Below are 19,438 nucleotides of genomic sequence, written 5' to 3'. Positions count from 1 at the left end.
ATAAAAAAACCGAAGAGAATCTCTTCGGTTCCAAGGCTTTAGAAAAGAAAAATCTAGAACTTATAGCCTACTCCAACGGTGAACGTATTTAAATTCAGTTTAAAGTCATCATCCATCTCCCTTACCCTATCTGCGAATCGGTTTGTGAGTTCAAGCGCGTACTTAGCTTCAACGAAGAAATTCTCATTGATCTCATATCCTACACCAAAACCTGCATCCACACCAATTGTGTTTGTGTATTCACCTGGATCATCTTCAAGATTCAATGTCGCTTGTGGCCCGACCTGAAGGAAGACTCCGGAGTTCGCGATATGGTACTGCGCCATTACGGGAATAAATAAAAGATTGGTCTCTTCCACTCTACCATAATTTACTCCAGGAACAAGATGCCATGATTCGTTAAGTTCGAAGTCGGCTAGAACTCCAACATAAAAACCTGAGCCGTCATCAGAGAAGCTTACAGTTTCTTCGCTCACTTTGAATTCGGCATTTAAATACCCTGCGGTTAGACCAAAAGTTGATTCCTGCGCAAAGGAAAATAATGACAGCATGGTGAATGCCATCGCACACATAATTGTTTTTAACATTTCGTGATTGAATTTGTAGTTAGACCGCCAAAACTAATCATATTATATGCATGTAGAAATTTTCCTTCAAAATTCTTGGCATAAAAAAAAAAGCGGACAACGTCCGCTTTTCTCTACTAATTTTTCGGAGACTAGAACTGGTATCCAATACCTGCCTGCCAAACTGAATTATGAGCATCAGATCCATCAAATACTTCGGTAAAACCGTAAGTATATCTACCCTGAATAAAGAATCCGTTGTTAAGTTTGTACTCCAAACCTGCAGCACCACCAATTTCAAAATCTTTTACCTGATCTTCAAGATCGATATCCCCACCGTTATCAGTCGGAGAGTAATCGATTTCTTCGTTCACATTGAAGTTAAAAGAAGGACCTGCCTGAACACTCAATCCATCGGTCACGTATACTTTAGCAAGTACCGGTACCTGGATATAATCTAATTGATATTCAATGTTGTCGTCAATATCGAAAATGTTGTCTTCATCGATCGATGCAAAATCGTATCCCTGAGCAGAGTATAATACCTCTGGTTGTATAGATAGTCTATTTGCTACAGGAATTTCAGCAAGAACACCAACATTAAATGCTGTTCTATGACTTGGATCATTGAAGTAATCTCCAGTTACGGTAGAGAAGTTTACACCACCCTTAACACCAAAACTCCAACTTTCCTGTGCGAACGAATTAGATACAAATCCCATCAACGCAACGGCTACTAATAAAACTGTTTTTTTCATCATGATTAATTTTTATTTCCGCCAAAAGTAGGATACAACCTGTTAACAAAAAGTTACGCAAGCTTAAAGTATTATTAAGACTGATACCCCGTAATTGCTATCTTTAACACATGAAATGGGAGCATGCCTTAAAGGATTATACCAACTACCTTAAGCTTGAACGTGGATTATCAGATAATTCCATTTCGAACTACCAATTAGACGTAAGAAAACTTCAGAAGTTCCTTAATGTTAATAAAATTGAAGTAGGTCCCGATCAAATTTCCGAAGAACTCATTCAAAAGTTTATTTATGATGTTTCTTCAAGCATAAATGCCCGTTCTCAATCAAGATTGATATCCGGTTTGCGAAGCTTTTTTGATTACCTGGTTTTTGAAAATTACCGGGAGCAAAATCCTATGGAACTTATTGAATCACCAAAGACAGGACGAAAACTTCCCGATATTATATCTACGGAAGAGGTTGACAGAATTATACGGGCGATAGATCTTGGTAAAGCTGAAGGCGAAAGAAATCGAGCCATCATTGAAACCTTATACGGCTGTGGATTACGTGTTTCTGAACTTACCGAACTCAAAATGTCTGATCTGTTCTTCGATGAAGGCTTTATTAAAATTACCGGTAAAGGGAATAAACAGCGATTTGTTCCTATTTCAGAATACACCATGAAATACATCACGCTATATAAAGATGAAGTTCGTCCACATCAGCCAATAAAAGACGAATACAGCGATACACTTTTCCTGAACAGAAGGGGAAGGCAATTAACGCGGGCTATGATCTTCACGATCGTAAGAAAACTCACCAAAGAAGCCGGTATTAGTAAAAATGTGAGTCCGCATACCTTTCGCCATTCCTTTGCAACCCATCTACTGGAAAATGGAGCCGATCTAAGAGCCATTCAACAAATGTTAGGACATGAGAGCATTACCACTACTGAAGTCTATGTACATGTAGACAGATCGCATTTGAGAGAAGTCATGGAAAGCTTCCATCCCCGCCGCTAGATATTAAAGTTCTGCTAAACCAATTTCAGGACTTTTCGCTCCCTCTATAAATCCTTAACTTCATAAAAAATTGAATTATGAAGACTTTAAAATTTAAGAATGGAGACCATATGGATGCCATAGGTCTTGGAACATGGAAATCTGAAAAAGGTGAAGTAGCGAACGCCGTGAAGATTGCCCTGAACAATGGATATAAACACATTGATTGTGCTGCCACTTATGGCAACGAAGCCGAAGTTGGTGAAGCATTTGCTGAAGTTTTTGGTAAAGGTGATATCAAACGGGAAGATGTATGGGTTACTTCTAAATTATGGAACAATGCTCATAAAAAAGAAGATGTTATCCCAGCTCTAAAACAGACTTTAAAAGATTTACAGCTGGAGTATCTTGATCTTTACCTTATTCACTGGCCGGTAGCTTTCAAACCTGATGTATCATTTCCTGAAAAAGCGGAAGATTTCTTATCTCTTGAGGAAGTACCACTCATAGAGACCTGGAAGGAAATGATCAAAGCGAAAGAGCAAGGCCTGGTAAAGCATATTGGAGTTTCCAATTTTAGTATTGAAAAACTAGAGGAGCTTATGAACGATACCGACCATGCACCTGAAATGAATCAGGTTGAACTTCATCCTTATTTGCAACAGGATAAACTGCTGGAATTCTGTAGTAGAAATGGGATCAATGTCACTGGTTATTCTCCGCTGGGTAGTGGTGATCGTAGCGACGAAATGAAAGCTGATGACGAACCTTCTCTACTTGAAAATCCTGTGATAAATAAAATTGCAAAAAAACATGGAGCTTCTGCTGGACAGATCCTAATCAAATGGAGTGAGCAAAGAGGTACTGCTGTTATTCCAAAGTCCACTAATGAAGGTAGGATAAAGGAAAATCTACAAAGTGCCGGTTTCCAACTGGACGAAGATGATCTTAAAGAGATCGCAGATCTTGATGATCACTTTAGATATGTTACCGGGAAATTCTTTGAGATGGAAGGAAACTCATATGAGAACATCTATAATGATTAAGAATACAGAACTCAAATAAAAAAAGGCCGTTCTTACGAACGGCCTTTTTTTTATAAATACTTCCATTTTTTATTTTGCAACATTGACTGCTCTAGTTTCTCTGATCACGGTGATCTTCACCTGTCCTGGATAGGTCATATCTGTCTGGATCTTCTGGGAGATCTCGAAAGATAAGTTCGCAGCTTTATCATCAGAAACTTTCTCGCTTTCAACGATCACTCGAAGTTCACGCCCAGCCTGTATAGCGTAAGCTTTCTTAACTCCGCCAAAACCAAAGGCTATTTCCTCAAGATCTTTTAAACGCTGAATATAAGAATCAAGCACCTGTCTTCTTGCTCCCGGTCTGGCACCACTAATAGCATCACAAACCTGAACGATTGGTGATAATAGTGAATTCATTTCGATCTCGTCGTGGTGAGCTCCAATAGCATTACACACTTCCGGCTTTTCGCCATGCTTCTCTGCCCATTGCATTCCAAGGATCGCGTGAGGAACTTCAGTTTCCGTTTCCGGAACTTTACCAATATCATGCAATAATCCTGCTCTCTTAGCTAATTTTGGATTTAAACCAAGTTCTGAAGCCATGACTCCACAAAGTTTGGCGACTTCTCTAGAGTGTTGTAGCAGGTTCTGCCCATAAGAAGAACGATATTTCATTCTTCCTACCATTTTAATCAATTCTGGCTGTAAACCATGAATACCAAGATCGATGACAGTTCTTTTACCTATATCAATGATCTCTTCTTCGATCTGTTTACGTGTTTTCTTAACTACTTCTTCAATACGTGCCGGGTGAATTCTACCATCGGTCACTAATTTGTGAAGTGATAATCTCGCAACTTCTCTACGAACAGAATCAAAACAACTTAAAATGATTGCTTCTGGAGTATCATCAACGATGATTTCAACTCCCGTAGCAGCTTCCAAAGCTCTAATATTTCGACCTTCACGACCAATAATCCGGCCTTTTACATCATCACTTTCCAGGTTGAATACTGAAACGCAATTATCAATAGCTTCTTCAGTTCCAATTCGCTGAATGGTGTTTATGATGATCTTCTTCGCTTCCTGCTGCGCAGTTAATTTTGCCTCTTCAACCGTATCCTGGATCAAAGACATAGCGTCTGCCTTAGCAGCATCCTTCAGTGATTCTATAAGTTGTGCCTTAGCATCTTCCGCAGAAAGTCCGGAGATAACCTCCAGTTGCTGCACTTTACTGTTATGAAGTTTATCGATCTCTTCCTGGCGCTTATCTAAATAATCTACACGATGATTATAATCTGCAAGTTTACCTTCAAGATCTTTGTTTAGTTTTTTGTTTTTGCTAAGCTCATTAGAGACATGAGACTCCTTATCCTTTATTCTCTTTTCTGCATCACCAATTTTCTTATCCCTGGATAAGATCACTTTCTCATGCTCAGACTTTAATTCAATAAACTTTTCTTTTGCCTGAAGAATTTTATCTTTTTTAATGCTCTCCCCTTCTGCTTTGGCTTCTTTTATAATAGAATTTGCCTCTTTTTTTGCGCTGATAATAGTATTAGAAGCCTGTTTCTTCTCAAGCATCTTTGCAATCGCAAAACCCAACGCAAGGCCTACCACTGCTGCAACAATTATTATAAGTATTTCCATTTATATTGAATTAGATGTAAAAAAAAAGCCTGTATTAGCTGTGTTTTGGATTAAACTCCTTAAAATCAAGTTTAGGGCTAACAAGCTGATCAAGAATCCGCTCTCCCGGTAAAGGGACACGGCACGCTTTTACAACATAGACTTACCCTCTTTAAAGAATTCGTGTTGAGTTTATCAAAAAAGCACTAATACAGGCAGTAACCTTTATTATATTTTAAGAACTTATGAGCTTAAATGTTCCTGTAACAGATCGTTAAGTTCCTTTAACTTATCTTCTGCTTCAATCATCTCACTCGACTTATCTATATTCTTCTGCTCTGTTTGAGCCGCAAATTGTAAAGCACACATGGCTAATACATCCTGCTTATCGCGCACAGCATAATTCTGCTCAAACTGTTTGATCATCGCTTCGATCTTTTTCGCTGCCTTTCGCAAACCTTCCTCCTGGCTGGGCTGAATGGTTAACGGATACACGCGGTCTGCGATCGATATTTTAATTTTCAGTTTATCTTCCATCCTAAATTATTCAGATAACTGAACGATGCACTGATCGATTTCCCGAATCAGGCTATTTATTTTGAGCTTCGTTTCTGTCTTATGTTCGGTACTGCCAAGCATCGCGTTCGCTGCTTTTAGAGTTTGAATTTGATCTCTGGAAAGTTGTAAATCCTCCTCCAGCTTCTCATATTCAGATCTTACAGAAATCAATTCCTCTTGTAAAGATTTATTGGACTGCCTCACAGATTCATATCTATGAAGGAGCTTACTAATCTTATTCTCCAGGTTATCAACTATTTCTGTCATATCACTCATAATCGCTAAAACCGATGTGAACCCTTACAAAGTTAACATACGCTTTGAAATATCCCAATACTTTTTCAGGTGATTTAAAATAATAATGAACAATGTTAGTAATTCTCTGTAGGCAAGCCATTTAATATTGATAGAACTTTAATTAACTTTACAGCTGCTTTGAAAATGAAAAAGTCCCCAGATCTATGAAGAAAGCCTTATTATTCCTGTTATCCTTTATCTGTATTCAGGTTCACTCCCAACAAGAATTACCTCAGAATTATTTTGAAAATCCGCTTAATGTACCCATCGTTCTCGCTGGAACCTTTGGTGAATTAAGGTCCAATCATTTCCATAGCGGACTAGATATTAAAACCCAGCAGCGTGAAGGTCTTGAGGTAAATGCTGCTGCGGAAGGTTATATTAGCCGAATCAATATTCAGCATTATGGCTACGGAAAGGCTCTTTATATCCAGCATCCAAATGGTTACACTACAGTGTACGGACATCTTCAGAAGTTATCTCCAAAGCTGAAGGATTATCTGCGGAAACAGCAATATGCTAAGGAATCTTACGAAATAGAACTTTTCCCTGAACCTGGTGAACTTAAAGTTGAAAAAGGAGAGTTGATCGCCTATAGCGGAAATACAGGTGGTAGCGGAGGCCCGCATCTACATTTCGAAATCAGGGATGGAAGCCAGCGACCAATGAATGCTCAATTATTTGGTCTGGATGTTGCCGACTCAAAACCGCCTATGATTCAGGGAATTTTCGCCTATCCTCTTGGTGAAGATGCACATGTAAATAATTCTCAAAACCGACAAAAATTAAAGTTGATCCCTCAAAATGACGGAACATTTGCAGTTCCCGAAGTTAAAGCTTGTGGTGAAATAGGTTTTGGTATTACCACTGTAGATCAGCAAGATGGCGCTTACAATCAGAATGGTGTTTTTAAAATAGAATCAAACCTGAATGGAGAAGAAGTTTTCGAAATAAACTTCGAAAAGTTTTCTTTCGCTGAAACCAGGCATCTTAATCAGTTGATCGATTATGAATACTATGCCACCAATAGAAGTAGAATACAACGTCTTTATAAAACTCAAAGTAATCCTTTAAGTATCTACGGAAATATGCAAAACGACGGACTGTTGAATATTAAAGATAGTCTCGATTATCAATATACCATAAGAGTGACAGATCTTAAAGGCAATGAAAAGCTTATCCGCATTCCAATCAAAGGACAGATTAGTGATAAGATCATTAAAAGAGAAAAATTGGAAACGGAATACCTGGCTTCCAGTGAAAATGGACTATCTGCCAAAGGAGGAAAAATGGATATATATATTCCTGGTGGTAGTTTATATAATGATACTTATCTTGATATCAACTTCAGTGATGATGTAGTAACGGTACATCGCGATGAGATACCTTTACATAAAAACTTCACCATAGGTTTTGATGTAAGTGAACTTTCCGAAGAAGATAAAGCAAAAACATTTATTGCACGTGTTTCAAATAATGGCAGGTTGAACTACTCGACAACCTATAAGAAAGGAAATCGCTTTACCACAGGCACCAGAACATTTGGTAATTATCGATTAGCACAGGATACGAATGCCCCGAGCGTTAGACCGGTTAATTTCTACGATGGTCAGTGGATTTCTGGTAATGAAACCTTGAAAGTTAAAATATCAGATGATCTTTCAGGAATTCAGGATTTCAGAGCAACAGTGAATGGGAAGTTCATTTTAATGGAATACGAATACAAGAACAATACACTCACGCATTACTTTTCAGATGATGTAGTGACCGAAACTGAGAATGATCTAAAGATCATCGTGAATGATAATGTTGGCAATACAACTACTTACACCGCGAAGTTCTTCAGAAAATAATAGTTATATAAAAAAGAAAAAGCCCGAATCTATGATCCGGGCTTTTTTATAGTTGGATTATAGTTTAGCTTTCTATAAAATCTTTTAAAGTCGCTACTACATAGTCGATTTCTTCTTTAGTATTGTATCGGGAAAATGAAAAACGCAGGGAAGGTTTTTTCAAATCCTCTTCAGAACAAAATGCGTTTAGCACATGACTACCAGTGTCACTCCCGCTCTGGCAGGCACTCCCTTTTGAACAGGCGATCCCTTTAAGATCCAGTTGAAACAAAAGCATCAAAGCCTTTTCCTGGGTTACAGGCAGACAAACGTTCAATAAAGTATATGTACTTTGAGTATGATCTTCACAGGCACCATTAAAACTTACACCAGGAATCTCCTGCTTTAGCTTATCTATAAAGTGTTGTTTCAAACCTTTCACATAAGCCTGTTCTTTCTCCAGATCCTTGTAAGCAAGTTTTAAAGCCTCTTCCAGACCCACAATATTGTGTACACCTTCAGTTCCTGCACGGTGACCTCGTTCCTGCTCCCCACCAAAAATTAATGGTTTTAAACCAGAGTTGCGACGCACATACGCAAAGCCAACACCTTTTGGTCCATGAAATTTATGAGCACTTACCGCGGTAAAGTCGACAGGGATTTCTTCGAAATCAAGCTCAAAATGACCCACAGATTGTACGGTATCCGAATGAAAAAGTGCGTTATAGGATTTTACGAGTTGCGCGGTTTTTTTGAGATCCAGCATATTACCAATCTCATTATTCACGTGCATCAGGCTTACCAGTGTCTTAGAGTCTGAAGATTTTAATCGTTCTTCAAGATCTTTTAGATCCACATGACCTTTGGAATCCAGGGAAACATATTCTACCTCGACATCAAAACAGTCCTGAAGTTGATTAACAGTATAAAGTACCGCGTGATGTTCGATTTTGGAAGTAATGATCCTTCGAACACCCAGATCCCTTACGGCAGAATTTAAAGCAAGATTATCTGCTTCAGTCCCTCCGGAAGTAAATACGATCTCAGATGCTTTTACATTAAGAATCTTAGCAACAGATTTTCTGGCCTGCTCGATCAGGGTTTTGGAAGATCTTCCGAAGCTATGTGTGGAAGATGGATTTCCATAGTTTTCTTTTAAAACGCTGGTCATTTTATCGACCACCTCATCCCGAATCTGGGTGGTAGCTGCAGAATCAAAATAGACATTTTTCATGGCCGCAAAATTAATGGAAATAAAATAACTTCCTACATCTCTTCCTCATATCTTTGATTCCTGTATTTTTGTTTAAAAAGCAATAGAATGAAACGTTTTTTGATCGCGATTGCGCTGCTAAGCCTGTTTACTTCCTGTGATGATGGAGATATAATTGTAACCGACTTTGATTTTGAGGACAGTACACTTCAGTTTTGTGAAGGCCCGAATAAGTTCGTGATCTATGCTACTAATAATGATGATGTAAACGAATCGATTTCCCTGGAATTTAATAATAGCGATATTACTACAGATGATTCTGGAAAGTTTATTACCAACACTTCTGAAAACATCACTTTCTCTCTAAGTGGAACCAACAAGGTTATTTACCGTATATATAATGGACAGATTGATGGCGGCAACTATTTCTGCCAGGTAGTTCCTCCAAGTGAACCGGTGCCAACAACAGAGTATGAGAGTGGTTCTGATGGAACTGTGACCATCGCTACCAGGTTTACAGACGAAACCGGAGATGCAGATCCAGATGACGATGGTCTCTCTAATTTACAGGAAGGTTGGGATCCAGATGGAATTAATCATCAGGATACAGACGGTGATGAAATTCCAGATTACCTGGACGTGGATGATGATGGTGATAACGTACTTACTGAAAGAGAACGTGCTATCAACGAAGATTCCATATTGGATGATAATGGAGAGGTTGATACGGACACAGATGGTATCCCTAACTATCTGGATGATGATGATGATGGAGATGGTGTGGAAACGAGACTGGAAGTAAGCGAGGAAGACGGACTTATTAATCCTGAATTATTCAGCAGCACCGGGGATGGTCTAGAAAATTATCTAAATGATCAGCAAACTGAATTTTTCCAGCATAATGAATATATTCCACACAATATCACAAGGAATTACGGTTATCAGGTGACGCTACGTAATTTCAACCTTGAAAGGAAAGATGATGGATCTGGAGAAACCATTGGCTTTAGTTCCTACCAGTTAGGTTCGCTGAATGAGAATGGCGTTCCTTTCTTACAATGTCCCAACACAGACCAAGATTGCAACGATGAAGAAGAGGATGATAATACTGAGGAAACAGAAGAAACCGATGAAGAAACTTCTAATTAAGCATTCTGAAAGACGTATACTTCGGTAGCGCCAAGACCATATTTCTGATAATCTGCATCGTAAAATTTTACGTTCGAGTATCTTCCTAAAAGATATTCCAGCTCCATTTTAAGTACACCTTCGCCTTTGCCGTGTATAAATACGATCTTCGGAATACGCTTTTGAATGGCAAATTCCAGTTTGTGACGGGCATGATCCAGCTGTAAATTCAGCATTTCATGGTTAGACATATGTCGGCTGGATTTTACCAATTGATGAATGTGTAAATCTACTTCCATAGGAGGAGCAATACGTTCCTTAGGCTTAATTCGTTCTGATCTTCTTGGCTTATCAGGTGTTTTTTGCTTGATTACCTGCTCCATATCAAAATCTGACACATCTTCTATAGCCAGCGAATCTTCAATCTTAACCAGTTCCTGGGCTTCAAAGTTCATCAAGAATCCATCTTCAGTCTTTATAGTAATACTATCGTTCTGAACATCCTGAACCACCCCGGCAAGGGCATCATCGATCACCTCTACTCTATCACCTTTTTTCAGCATCATTTATCACTTTCATCTTGCCCTTCGTGATCATCCTTAGTTGCAACCCAGAAGTTAGTCGCGCGGTAAAGACCAAGCATAATAATGACCAGACCTATTATTTTAAAGTACGGACTTACATCGTCAACAGATATAGCATATAGAAGCAGCGCACCACCAATAAAGATGAGTATCGTATTTAGAACCTGAGAATTATTCATTTTCAAACAATTAAATCATATCACAGAATTCGGTGAATTCGATTAATGATTACATTTATTGCAAATTTATAGCTTTCGTGAAGCACACCTTGCTTTTTCTGCTGATTTTTAGTGCGAGCTCTGTATTTGCACAATTATCTGTCACATCTTCTGCGGAAGCAGAGCATTACCTCTATGTAGAGAACAGGCTGCTTTATGTGGAGCAGGAAATAAATATAGATCAGAAAGATCCTGGAACTAAAGCTGGCATATACCTTCGAAACAATGCCGGACTGCTGCAGGGAGAAACTGATTACAATAAGAATACAGGTACTGGAAAACTTTCAGTGTATCAACGCGGCACGTCTTCAGCTTATGATTATAATTACTGGAGTTTACCTGTAGCCGTTAGAAGTACAGAGCAAAGTTTAATCGATTATATATTCGCACCAGAAGATGTATTAAACTCGGAAAAAGTTTCCCTCAGTTCAGATCTTAACGGTAAATCTGATCCACTGCAAATATCGAATAGATGGCTTTATGCATTCTCTGGAACCGGTTATTCGAACTGGCAATATCTGGGAAATCAATTCGATCTCTTCCCAGGTGAAGGTTTCAGCATGAAAGGAGTAAATGGATTGGATCTAAGAGTTATCAATTCTGAAGCAATTAATCCTGAAAATGCCCAGCTTTACGATTTTAGAGGCATTCCCAATAATGGTTTGATTGAAATACCTATTAAAAAAGACCAAATTCTGCTTATAGGAAATCCTTATCCCTCCTTGTTTGATCTGGATCGATTCTTACTTGAAAATATAGCTACTACCGGAATTGCCTATTTCTGGGATTCAAAAGCTGAAGTTAATTCTCACTACCTATCAGATTATGTAGGAGGCTATGGTACATATTCTCCAGGATTAAGACAATACGCACCTCCAATTTTCAGAAATAGCGCTGATGTAGAGCTGTTTCGTGGAGCAGAAGTCAATAGGAGTCCGTCGCCAATTGGCCAGGGATTTATGGTTATTGGAAAGCAGGATGGAATAATACGCTTCACAAATAATCAGAGGATCTATAAGGGTGATGATCAGATCCCGATCTTCAAGACTTCACAGAGACCATCGAGTACTACTCTGACTTTAAAAATTACCTTCAATGCTTTACACGAAAAAAATCTGGTTCTTGGCTTTGATGAAAGGTCTACAGATCAGGTTGATCATGGTATGGATGCTAAAAGTATAGAACAGAAATCCAATGACATTTTCTGGAATCTGAATGATATCAATTATGTTATTAATGTTCAGCCAAAAATTGATGAAAAACTTATTCCACTACTACTTCAACTGAAGGAAAATACAGAAGTGGAGTTTAGCATTTCAGATCTACAAAATTTTGATCCAGATCGAGTCTTTATTTATGATGCTGAACAGAATCTGTATTTCGGTATACGTTCTGGTAGTTTAAGCTTAAGCCTATCCGAAGGAAATTACAAAAACCGGTTTTACCTGAGTTTCATTGAAAAATTACCTCCTCAAGAAGAAGAGAATGCTGAGCAGACTAATGAAAATGAGAATAATGAAGAACAGGAATCGGCGGCAGAAGAATCTAATGAAGGTAATAATACTCAGGATCCTGAGACAGAAGATTTAAAAGTGTTCGACTCAAAACCACCACGCGTTCTCCTTAATTCTATAGAAATATTTCAGAATAATAAGCAGGAGCAACTTGAAATAAAACTATTTTACGACAGCTGGATCACACAGGTAAGCATTTATGATCTACAGGGAAAGCAGGTATACCAGAAGTTTCTGCAAAACAGAGAAAAAGAATTTTTATATCCTACCGGTAATTTGAGTAATGCTATTTATATTGTAAAGGTAAAAACTAATGATCAAATAGAGATCAGCAAAAAAGTAAGAGTCAGTAATTGAGTTCGATAGAAGAATACATGCTACCCTGCCTGAACAAAAGCGTCTTTGGTATTGATTGTACCGGATGCGGAGCGCAGCGTTCTGTAGCATTGTTGCTTCAAGGTAATTTTGAAGCTGCTTTTTACATGTATCCTGCCATCTATAGTATTATTTTATTACTAGTTTTTGTCATCTTTAATCTGTTTTTTAAATTCCGGCATGACCATACTATTAAAATTGGTCTTATAATTTTTAACGGGGTCATCATCGCCGGAGCTTACCTGTACAAAATGCTTTATATATTTAATTAACCAATAACTAACTACCAATGGAACAAAGAGAATTACCAAATTCAACCCTAATCCTCGTCTTCGGAATTTTATCGATCGTAGGTTGCTGCTGCTATGGAATTGCCGGAATCATCTTCGGAATTATCGCATTAGTGATGTCTAAGCGTGCAATGGAAATTTACAATACAGATCCTCACTTATATACGGGATATAATAATGTGAAGACTGGGAAAATACTGGCAATTATAGGTCTTGTACTTAGTGGGATTTCTATTCTAATTACTATTGTAAGTTTAATTGTTTTCGGCGGTATGGAAGGTGTAGAAGAAATGCAAAGAGAGATTTTAAGAGAATATGGTGGGTAATAGCCTGTTGATCTAGAATAAAAAAACCCGCTATTAAGCGGGTTTTTTTTATGTATTGTAATGCAATTTACTTTTCGAATTGCTTTAGAGTTTTGACAATAATATTGACACAGTCTCTTAATTGTTCTTCATTCATCACTAATGGTGGAGCAAAACGAATAATATTACCGTGCGTTGGTTTAGCCAGTAAACCATTCGCTTTAAGCGCCATACATATATCCCAGGCAGTTGTACTATCTGGAGAATCGTTGATTACGATAGCGTTTAGTAAGCCGCGTCCTCGTACAAGTTCCACAATATTGCTTTCCTTGATATAATCATCCAGCAGTTGTCTGAACAAATTACCTAGCTTTCTAGCATTCTGAATAAGGTTCTCGTCTTTTACCACATCCAGCGCTGCGACAGCCACGGCAGCGGCAACCGGGTTACCTCCAAATGTAGAACCATGCTGTCCTGGCTTAATAACTTCCATCACTTCATCGTCTGCAAGTACTGCAGATACCGGGTAATTCCCTCCAGAAAGTGCTTTACCTAAAATAAGAATATCAGGTTTGCTATAAGTTTCTTCCTGTCTTTCACAATGATTTTCACAAGTACAGTGCCCACAAACAGCCAAAAGACCACCAGTTCTGGCAATCCCTGTTTGTATTTCATCTGCCATGAACAATACGTTATTCTTGTTACAGATCTCCTTCACTCTTCTCATGTAGTCATCTGTAGGCGTATAAACACCTGCTTCACCCTGGATTGGTTCAATAAGAAAACCAGCGATATTCGGATTATTTTCTATTGCCTCTTCCAGAGCATCTACATCATCATAATTGATCTTGATAAAACCTGGTGTATAAGGACCAAAGTTCTTACGGGCTCCCTCATCATTCGAAAAAGAAATGATCGTAGTGGTTCTTCCGTGGAAATTATTTTCAGCAACAATGATCTGCGCTTCTGTTTCCTTCACACCTTTTTTCTCATAAGCCCACTTACGAGCAATCTTGATAGCTGTTTCCACTGCCTCTGCACCAGTATTCATTGGTAAGATCTTATCGAAACCAAAATACTCTGTAGCATACTTTTCATAAGCTCCAAGAACATCATTATGAAAAGCTCTTGAAGTAAGAGCCAGTTTAGACGCCTGTTCGTACATTGCTCCAACGATCTTTGGATGACAATGCCCCTGATTTACTGCGGAATAAGCCGATAGAAAATCATAATATTTTTTGCCTTCAACATCCCAGACATGAACACCCTCCCCCTTACTTAATACTGCAGGTAATGGATGGTAGTTATGGGCTCCATGTTGATCTTCCAGTTGTATCGCTTCATCTGAAGAATTGACTTTAGGTAATGGCATGTTAGTTCTTAATTTTTTGAATTAGTGTTTGGTTATTCCTACTTTTCCGCATGAATTAGCGCTATTTGGAGAGAAATCATCCCGTAAATTCGAATTGCTGCAAATTACTAAATGTTTGCTGAAAATTTCAACTGGCCTCTCTTTAAATCTTGTTAATTATCCTATTTTTGCGCTATGGCAAGAAGAAACAAGAACAAGTTATTTACTGAAATTGAAGTAGTAGATGCCGGAGCTAAAGGTAAGGCAATTGGTAAGTCTCCAGATGGTAGAGTGATCTTTATAGACAATGCCGTTCCCGGCGATGTTGCAGATATTCAAACCACCAGAAAAAGAAAATCATATTACCAGGGAACTGCAGTAGAGTTCCATAAGTTTTCAGATAAAAGAACAGAACCTGTTTGCCAGCATTTTGGAACCTGCGGAGGTTGCAAATGGCAGAACATGGAATATAAGTTTCAGCTTGAATATAAAGAGAACGAGGTGATCAATAATCTCCAGCGCCTGGGTAAAATTGAATTGCCTGAGGTAACTCCAATTCTTGGAAGTGAAGAGATCTATTTTTACCGGAATAAAATGGAGTTTTCCTTCAGCGACAGTAGATGGCTCACCATAGATGAAATTCAAAGTGGTGAGAATATTGAAGATCGTAATGCCCTTGGATTCCATATTCCGGGAATGTGGGATAAAATACTGGACATCAAAAAATGCCATTTACAAGCTGATCCTAGTAATGCCATTAGAAATTACACCAGAGATTTCGCTACTAATAATGATATCTCTTTCTTTAATACTAGAAGCCAGGAAGGCCTGTTGCGTACCCTCATGATTAGAACCACTTCCACCGGGGAGCTCATGGTACTTATACAATTCTATGAAGAAGATAAAGTAAAGAGAGAACTACTCCTTAATGCTTTAAGTATCGAATTTCCAGAGATCACTTCATTACAATATGTGATCAATAATAAAGGAAATGACACGATCTACGATCAGGAAGTTATCTGTTTCAAGGGTCGCGACCATATTTTTGAGGAGATGGAAGGTCTTAAATTTAAGATCAATGCTAAATCTTTTTACCAGACTAATTCTGAGCAGGCTTACAACTTATACAAGATCACACGGGAATATGCAGATCTTAAAGGTGACGAACTGGTGTATGACCTCTATACTGGGACTGGTACCATCGCACAATTTGTAGCTAAAAATGCGAAAAAAGTAATTGGGGTTGAAGCTGTTCCTGAAGCAATCAAAGATGCACGGGAAAATGCTGAACGCAACAATATTCAAAATACGGAGTTCTATGTTGGAGATATGCGTAAGGTTTTTACTGAAAGTTTTATCGCAAAACATGGTAAACCTGATGTGATCATTACAGATCCACCACGCGATGGAATGCATAAAGATGTAGTGGCTCAAATTCTGGGAATAATGCCTGAAAAAATTGTGTATGTTAGCTGCAACTCTGCGACACAGGCCAGAGATTTATCTTTGATGGATGAACATTATAAGGTTACCAAAACTAGAGCCGTGGATATGTTTCCCCAAACTCACCATGTGGAAAATGTTGTCCTTCTGGAAAAACGATAATAAATGAACATCAGGTATTTACTTTTTGGCTTACTTTCTTTGGTTTTTCTAGCCGGATGCCAGAGAGATGATATTTGTCCGGAATCGGCTGATATCACTCCATTTCTGATTCTGAGGTTTTATGATATTGAAGATCAGCAGTTAACCAAAGCTCCTCAGAATTTAAGTATTCGTGAGGTTGGAGATGACACCACTTTTGTTAGCATTAGAAGTAATAGCAGCACCATCACCTATTTTAGATATTCACAGGATAGTATTGCGATCCCGTTGCGAACAGATTCTGGTGAAACGAACCTTGAATTTATATTAAATACTGCGGAAACTCTTGAAGAAGGAGAAGATCCTGATGAAGAGGAAGACGAAGAAAATGCGCAAAACACAGATATTCTACGTTTTTCATATACCGTCCAGGAGGAATATTTAAATCGTGCCTGCGCCTATAAAGCTAATTACATTGGCTTAAAGGTAAATTTAGAAGGTGGCGAAGACGATTCCTGGATGCAAAACATACAGATTCTGGAAACTAATATTGACGATCAAAATAATGCCCATGTTTCGATATTTTTCTAGTTTCATTCTAATTTTTTGCACGTCACTCCTTTCAAGCGCTCAGGAACAATCTAGCATAAAGGATACCATAAATTACAATGAAAAGTACGGGATTCGGGTTGGAGTAGATATTAGTAAACCCATAAGAAGTTTCTTTGATGACAATTATAGTGGTATTGAATTAGTTGGAGACTATCGTTTCTACGACAATTTTTATGTTGCTGCAGAACTTGGAAACGAAAAGATAACTTTTGTAGGGGATAATATTCAAACCCTATCCAATGGAAGCTATATAAAGCTGGGTGGAGATTACAATGCCTATGAGAATTGGCTGGATATGCAAAATGTTATTTTTGTGGGTGTTCGTTATGGTTTCGCCACTTTTTCACAAACACTGGAAGAATATACTATCTATACTTCGACAGATTATTATGGTGTAAATATCAATACTGAAGAAATTGAATCTACCGGACTTACGGCAAGCTGGGCTGAAGTTATGGTAGGTATCAAGGTGGAGATAATTAATAATCTATACTTATCTGCCAACGTTCAGCTCAAGAGAAGAATTAGTCAGAGCGAACCTAATAATCTGGATAATCTTGCGATTCCCGGTTTTGGAAGAACTTATGATGCCAGTGAATTTGGAGCAGGTTTTGGCTACTCCATTAGTTACATGATCCCATTCTATAAAAAAGCAAGGAGTTAATCTACCTGCTTACTCTTCTTCTTCGAACCTTCGTAGAGTACATATTTCAGAAGACGTCCTTCAAGTGGTCCGTTATATAATTTTATCTTTCTGGAAGCTCTCAGCCCAACACTTTTAATCGCTTCAAAATTGGTTGCAATAAACCAGGCATGGGTACCAGGATATCCCTGTTTTAAGGTGTCCCCTATTTTTCCGTAGAAATCTTCAATATCGATCTCAAGTCGCTCACCGTACGGTGGATTGAAAAGCATATGTAGATAACCCTCATTTTGCTTTACACTTTCGAAAAAGCTCTTCTGTTCAATTTCAATAAAATCACCCAGATTGGCATTGCTCACGTTATCCTTCGCTTTCATTACTGCGGAAGGAGCCTTATCATAACCTCTGATCTTGAAATGGAAATCACGCACCTTCTTCATTGCTGAAGCTTCAATCTTTTCATAAAGATCTTCATCCCAGTCATTCCATTTTTCGAATGCAAATTCCTTACGATTTAGGTTTGGCGGAATATTACACGCTATCATAGCTGCCTCAATTGGGATTGTTCCACTACCGCACATAGGATCTAAAAAGTCACATTGTCCATCCCATCCAGACATCAATAACATGCCCGCGGCCAAAACTTCATTTATAGGTGCGATGTTGGTCGCTGTTCTATAACCTCGTTTGTGCAGACTATCTCCAGAACTATCGAAAGATACATTACAGAAATTATTCTCAATATGGATGTTAATTCTTAAATCTGGAAAATCAAGATCCACATCTGGTCTTTTACCAAATTTCTCCCTGAATCTGTCTACGATTGCATCCTTGGATTTTAAAGCTACATATTGTGAATGCGTGAAAATATCAGAATGCACAGCGGAGTCTATAGCAAGACTACCTTCCACATCTAAAAATTTCTCCCATGGTAGTTTTTTGATATTATCGTAAAGTTCCTGTTCAGAATTTGCTTTGAAGCTTTCATATGGCTTCAAAACTTTAATAGCGGTGCGCAGACATAAATTGGCTTTGTACATAAAGCCTTTATCACCAACAAAACTCACCATTCGGTTACCCTCTTTGATATCCATTGCGCCAAGATCCAAAAGTTCTTTTGCCAATATCGATTCGAAGCCAAATAAAGTCTTGGCGATCATTCTGTAGTTATCCATAGTACTGCTTTAAAGAACCACAAAAATAAAGTAATTTTGCCCCATACTATAATATTTACAGGATACTTCAATCTAAACCTTGGTTCCTGTCCTAATTGAATTTCAAGTTGCCAGAAAGCTTATATATTTACCTGTTACCCATCCTGGCTGTTCTCGCTGGATATATCATTTCAGTATTTTTAAAACCAGGAAGTTCTTCGGGCTTCAAATTATTACTTGCATTTAGTGGAGCATATCTTCTAGCTGTAACTGTTTTGGAATTGCTTCCAGAAGTTTATGGTTCTTCTAATGAGGATATTGGTGTATTCATCATGCTAGGACTTCTATTGCAGATTGTGCTGGAATTTTTGTCGAAAGGCGCCGAACATGGCCACATGCACCATAATAAAGATTCTGCAGCATTTCCAATTACACTTCTAATTAGTTTGAGTGTACATTCTTTGCTTGAAGGTTTTCCTATGGATCATGATAATCACCTTTTGCATGGCGTTGTAATCCACAAAATACCCGTTGCAGCAATTCTTTCAGTATTCCTGGTACAGAGTAAACTCAGCAAACCAAAGGTTTTTATATTCCTGGCTTTATTCGCTGCCATGACGCCCCTTGGAAACTGGCTCAAAAACAATATTCCTGAAATTGGCCAATATGCAGATGAGATCAACGGAGTAGTTATTGGTATTTTTCTTCATGTATCTACTACGATCCTATTTGAATCCTCTAAAAATCATTCCTTCAATGCTTCTAAACTGGGAGTTATAATATTAGGGATTTTACTTGCTTATTTTATCTAAT

At 38.2% G+C, this 19,438-nt stretch carries 21 protein-coding genes and 1 other RNA gene; 11 read left to right on the top strand and 11 right to left on the bottom strand.

What is annotated here, in order from left to right; all coding sequences use genetic code 11:
- Positions 1-53 precede the first annotated feature (53 nt).
- Both T8I65_RS06830 and T8I65_RS06825 read right to left on the bottom strand, forming a co-directional pair.
- Positions 54-587 carry a porin family protein gene (locus T8I65_RS06830; RefSeq protein WP_322302643.1) on the bottom strand — a complete coding sequence of 178 codons (534 nt, stop codon included), beginning with the start codon at positions 585-587 and terminating at the stop codon, positions 54-56.
- A gap of 131 nt (positions 588-718) precedes the next feature.
- Positions 719-1,324: a porin family protein gene (locus tag T8I65_RS06825; RefSeq protein ID WP_416173212.1), complete on the bottom strand. Its 606-nt coding sequence runs from the start codon at positions 1,322-1,324 to the stop codon at positions 719-721.
- Positions 1,325-1,434: 110 nt separating this feature from the next.
- On the opposite strand from T8I65_RS06825, the gene xerD reads away from it, so the two are divergent.
- Together xerD and T8I65_RS06815 are read left to right on the top strand one after the other, a co-directional pair.
- A complete protein-coding gene (gene xerD / locus T8I65_RS06820) occupies positions 1,435-2,331 on the top strand; it encodes a site-specific tyrosine recombinase XerD (protein ID WP_322302641.1) in 897 nt (298 codons plus the stop codon).
- Positions 2,332-2,408: 77 nt separating this feature from the next.
- Positions 2,409-3,356 (top strand): aldo/keto reductase, encoded by a 948-nt coding sequence (locus T8I65_RS06815; RefSeq protein WP_322302640.1) that lies wholly within the window; start codon positions 2,409-2,411, stop codon positions 3,354-3,356.
- A gap of 69 nt (positions 3,357-3,425) precedes the next feature.
- On the opposite strand, the gene rny is transcribed toward T8I65_RS06815, so the two are convergent.
- From rny to T8I65_RS06795, 4 genes are all read right to left on the bottom strand, one after another.
- Positions 3,426-4,988: a ribonuclease Y gene (gene rny / locus T8I65_RS06810; protein WP_322302639.1), complete on the bottom strand. Its 1,563-nt coding sequence runs from the start codon at positions 4,986-4,988 to the stop codon at positions 3,426-3,428.
- 52 nt (positions 4,989-5,040) lie between these two features.
- A non-coding RNA gene (gene ssrS / locus T8I65_RS06805) (6S RNA) lies at positions 5,041-5,159 on the bottom strand.
- A 51-nt stretch (positions 5,160-5,210) separates the two neighbouring features.
- Entirely contained in the window at positions 5,211-5,504 is a 294-nt protein-coding gene (locus tag T8I65_RS06800) for a cell division protein ZapA (protein ID WP_141877545.1), read from the bottom strand.
- A 6-nt stretch (positions 5,505-5,510) separates the two neighbouring features.
- The gene (locus T8I65_RS06795) at positions 5,511-5,801 is read right to left on the bottom strand and encodes a hypothetical protein (protein WP_322302638.1); all 291 of its coding nucleotides are present in this window, start codon (positions 5,799-5,801) and stop codon (positions 5,511-5,513) included.
- A 185-nt stretch (positions 5,802-5,986) separates the two neighbouring features.
- Here T8I65_RS06795 and T8I65_RS06790 point away from each other — a divergent pair, with 185 nt between their 5' ends.
- On the top strand, positions 5,987-7,675 hold the full coding sequence (locus T8I65_RS06790) for a M23 family metallopeptidase (protein WP_322302637.1): 1,689 nt from the start codon (positions 5,987-5,989) through the stop codon (positions 7,673-7,675).
- Between the two features lie 64 nt (positions 7,676-7,739).
- Here T8I65_RS06790 and T8I65_RS06785 read toward each other — a convergent pair whose 3' ends face one another.
- On the bottom strand, positions 7,740-8,888 hold the full coding sequence (locus T8I65_RS06785; RefSeq protein ID WP_322302636.1) for a cysteine desulfurase family protein: 1,149 nt from the start codon (positions 8,886-8,888) through the stop codon (positions 7,740-7,742).
- A gap of 87 nt (positions 8,889-8,975) precedes the next feature.
- Here T8I65_RS06785 and T8I65_RS06780 point away from each other — a divergent pair, with 87 nt between their 5' ends.
- Positions 8,976-10,016, top strand: a complete 1,041-nt coding sequence (locus T8I65_RS06780) for a hypothetical protein (protein ID WP_322302635.1) — start codon at positions 8,976-8,978, stop codon at positions 10,014-10,016.
- On the opposite strand, the gene T8I65_RS06775 is transcribed toward T8I65_RS06780, so the two are convergent.
- The gene (locus T8I65_RS06775; RefSeq protein WP_322302634.1) at positions 10,013-10,561 is read right to left on the bottom strand and encodes a Smr/MutS family protein; all 549 of its coding nucleotides are present in this window, start codon (positions 10,559-10,561) and stop codon (positions 10,013-10,015) included. The two genes, T8I65_RS06780 and T8I65_RS06775, sit on opposite strands and share 4 nt — an antisense overlap.
- Positions 10,558-10,758 (bottom strand): hypothetical protein, encoded by a 201-nt coding sequence (locus T8I65_RS06770; protein ID WP_322302633.1) that lies wholly within the window; start codon positions 10,756-10,758, stop codon positions 10,558-10,560. The genes T8I65_RS06775 and T8I65_RS06770 overlap by 4 nt, the downstream gene beginning before the upstream one ends.
- A 77-nt stretch (positions 10,759-10,835) precedes the next feature.
- On the opposite strand from T8I65_RS06770, the gene T8I65_RS06765 reads away from it, so the two are divergent.
- From T8I65_RS06765 to T8I65_RS06755, 3 genes are read left to right on the top strand one after another with little or no spacing between them, the layout of a single operon-like run.
- A complete protein-coding gene (locus T8I65_RS06765; RefSeq protein WP_322302632.1) occupies positions 10,836-12,668 on the top strand; it encodes a T9SS type A sorting domain-containing protein in 1,833 nt (610 codons plus the stop codon).
- Positions 12,665-12,958: a DUF2752 domain-containing protein gene (locus T8I65_RS06760; RefSeq protein WP_322302631.1), complete on the top strand. Its 294-nt coding sequence runs from the start codon at positions 12,665-12,667 to the stop codon at positions 12,956-12,958. Before T8I65_RS06765 ends, T8I65_RS06760 begins: the two co-directional genes overlap by 4 nt.
- Positions 12,959-12,975: 17 nt before the next feature.
- Entirely contained in the window at positions 12,976-13,302 is a 327-nt protein-coding gene (locus T8I65_RS06755; RefSeq protein ID WP_295182344.1) for a CCC motif membrane protein, read from the top strand.
- 67 nt (positions 13,303-13,369) lie between these two features.
- On the opposite strand, the gene rocD is transcribed toward T8I65_RS06755, so the two are convergent.
- Complete coding sequence (gene rocD / locus T8I65_RS06750; RefSeq protein ID WP_322302630.1) at positions 13,370-14,653, bottom strand: ornithine--oxo-acid transaminase; 1,284 nt, start codon at positions 14,651-14,653, stop codon at positions 13,370-13,372.
- Positions 14,654-14,827: 174 nt separating this feature from the next.
- On the opposite strand from rocD, the gene rlmD reads away from it, so the two are divergent.
- Genes rlmD through T8I65_RS06735 form a run of 3 tightly spaced genes read left to right on the top strand, consistent with a single transcriptional unit; the run spans position 14,828 to position 17,492 of the window.
- Positions 14,828-16,237 (top strand): 23S rRNA (uracil(1939)-C(5))-methyltransferase RlmD, encoded by a 1,410-nt coding sequence (rlmD, locus tag T8I65_RS06745; protein ID WP_322302629.1) that lies wholly within the window; start codon positions 14,828-14,830, stop codon positions 16,235-16,237.
- Positions 16,238-16,240: 3 nt separating this feature from the next.
- The gene (locus tag T8I65_RS06740; RefSeq protein WP_322302628.1) at positions 16,241-16,807 is read left to right on the top strand and encodes a DUF6452 family protein; all 567 of its coding nucleotides are present in this window, start codon (positions 16,241-16,243) and stop codon (positions 16,805-16,807) included.
- Entirely contained in the window at positions 16,788-17,492 is a 705-nt protein-coding gene (locus T8I65_RS06735; RefSeq protein ID WP_322302627.1) for a DUF6048 family protein, read from the top strand. Before T8I65_RS06740 ends, T8I65_RS06735 begins: the two co-directional genes overlap by 20 nt.
- On the opposite strand, the gene T8I65_RS06730 is transcribed toward T8I65_RS06735, so the two are convergent.
- Positions 17,489-18,646, bottom strand: coding sequence for a THUMP domain-containing class I SAM-dependent RNA methyltransferase (locus T8I65_RS06730; RefSeq protein WP_322302626.1), 1,158 nt, complete (start codon positions 18,644-18,646; stop codon positions 17,489-17,491). The two genes, T8I65_RS06735 and T8I65_RS06730, sit on opposite strands and share 4 nt — an antisense overlap.
- Positions 18,647-18,753: 107 nt before the next feature.
- Here T8I65_RS06730 and T8I65_RS06725 point away from each other — a divergent pair, with 107 nt between their 5' ends.
- A complete protein-coding gene (locus T8I65_RS06725) occupies positions 18,754-19,437 on the top strand; it encodes a ZIP family metal transporter (protein ID WP_322302625.1) in 684 nt (227 codons plus the stop codon).
- Position 19,438: the final 1 nt, after the last annotated feature.

It is taken from the genome of Christiangramia sp. OXR-203, assembly GCF_034372165.1.
GTDB lineage: Bacteria > Bacteroidota > Bacteroidia > Flavobacteriales > Flavobacteriaceae > Christiangramia.
Note: the sequence above shows the minus strand (reverse complement) of the source record. Positions and strands in the feature narration are given on the sequence as shown.

Bases quoted from the DNA above. Each gene is read 5' to 3' on its own strand.
- xerD (WP_322302641.1), top strand. From the start codon at position 1,435: ATGAAATGGGAGCATGCCTTAAAGGATTATACCAACTACCTTAAGCTT.
- T8I65_RS06730 (WP_322302626.1), bottom strand. From the start codon at position 18,646: ATGGATAACTACAGAATGATCGCCAAGACTTTATTTGGCTTCGAATCG.
- T8I65_RS06785 (WP_322302636.1), bottom strand. From the start codon at position 8,888: ATGAAAAATGTCTATTTTGATTCTGCAGCTACCACCCAGATTCGGGAT.
- T8I65_RS06830 (WP_322302643.1), bottom strand. From the start codon at position 587: ATGTTAAAAACAATTATGTGTGCGATGGCATTCACCATGCTGTCATTA.
- T8I65_RS06800 (WP_141877545.1), bottom strand. From the start codon at position 5,504: ATGGAAGATAAACTGAAAATTAAAATATCGATCGCAGACCGCGTGTAT.
- T8I65_RS06825 (WP_416173212.1), bottom strand. From the start codon at position 1,324: ATGAAAAAAACAGTTTTATTAGTAGCCGTTGCGTTGATGGGATTTGTA.
- T8I65_RS06775 (WP_322302634.1), bottom strand. From the start codon at position 10,561: ATGATGCTGAAAAAAGGTGATAGAGTAGAGGTGATCGATGATGCCCTT.
- T8I65_RS06815 (WP_322302640.1), top strand. From the start codon at position 2,409: ATGAAGACTTTAAAATTTAAGAATGGAGACCATATGGATGCCATAGGT.
- T8I65_RS06755 (WP_295182344.1), top strand. From the start codon at position 12,976: ATGGAACAAAGAGAATTACCAAATTCAACCCTAATCCTCGTCTTCGGA.
- rlmD (WP_322302629.1), top strand. From the start codon at position 14,828: ATGGCAAGAAGAAACAAGAACAAGTTATTTACTGAAATTGAAGTAGTA.
- T8I65_RS06770 (WP_322302633.1), bottom strand. From the start codon at position 10,758: ATGAATAATTCTCAGGTTCTAAATACGATACTCATCTTTATTGGTGGT.
- T8I65_RS06790 (WP_322302637.1), top strand. From the start codon at position 5,987: ATGAAGAAAGCCTTATTATTCCTGTTATCCTTTATCTGTATTCAGGTT.
- T8I65_RS06780 (WP_322302635.1), top strand. From the start codon at position 8,976: ATGAAACGTTTTTTGATCGCGATTGCGCTGCTAAGCCTGTTTACTTCC.
- T8I65_RS06735 (WP_322302627.1), top strand. From the start codon at position 16,788: ATGTTTCGATATTTTTCTAGTTTCATTCTAATTTTTTGCACGTCACTC.
- rny (WP_322302639.1), bottom strand. From the start codon at position 4,988: ATGGAAATACTTATAATAATTGTTGCAGCAGTGGTAGGCCTTGCGTTG.
- T8I65_RS06740 (WP_322302628.1), top strand. From the start codon at position 16,241: ATGAACATCAGGTATTTACTTTTTGGCTTACTTTCTTTGGTTTTTCTA.
- T8I65_RS06795 (WP_322302638.1), bottom strand. From the start codon at position 5,801: ATGAGTGATATGACAGAAATAGTTGATAACCTGGAGAATAAGATTAGT.
- rocD (WP_322302630.1), bottom strand. From the start codon at position 14,653: ATGCCATTACCTAAAGTCAATTCTTCAGATGAAGCGATACAACTGGAA.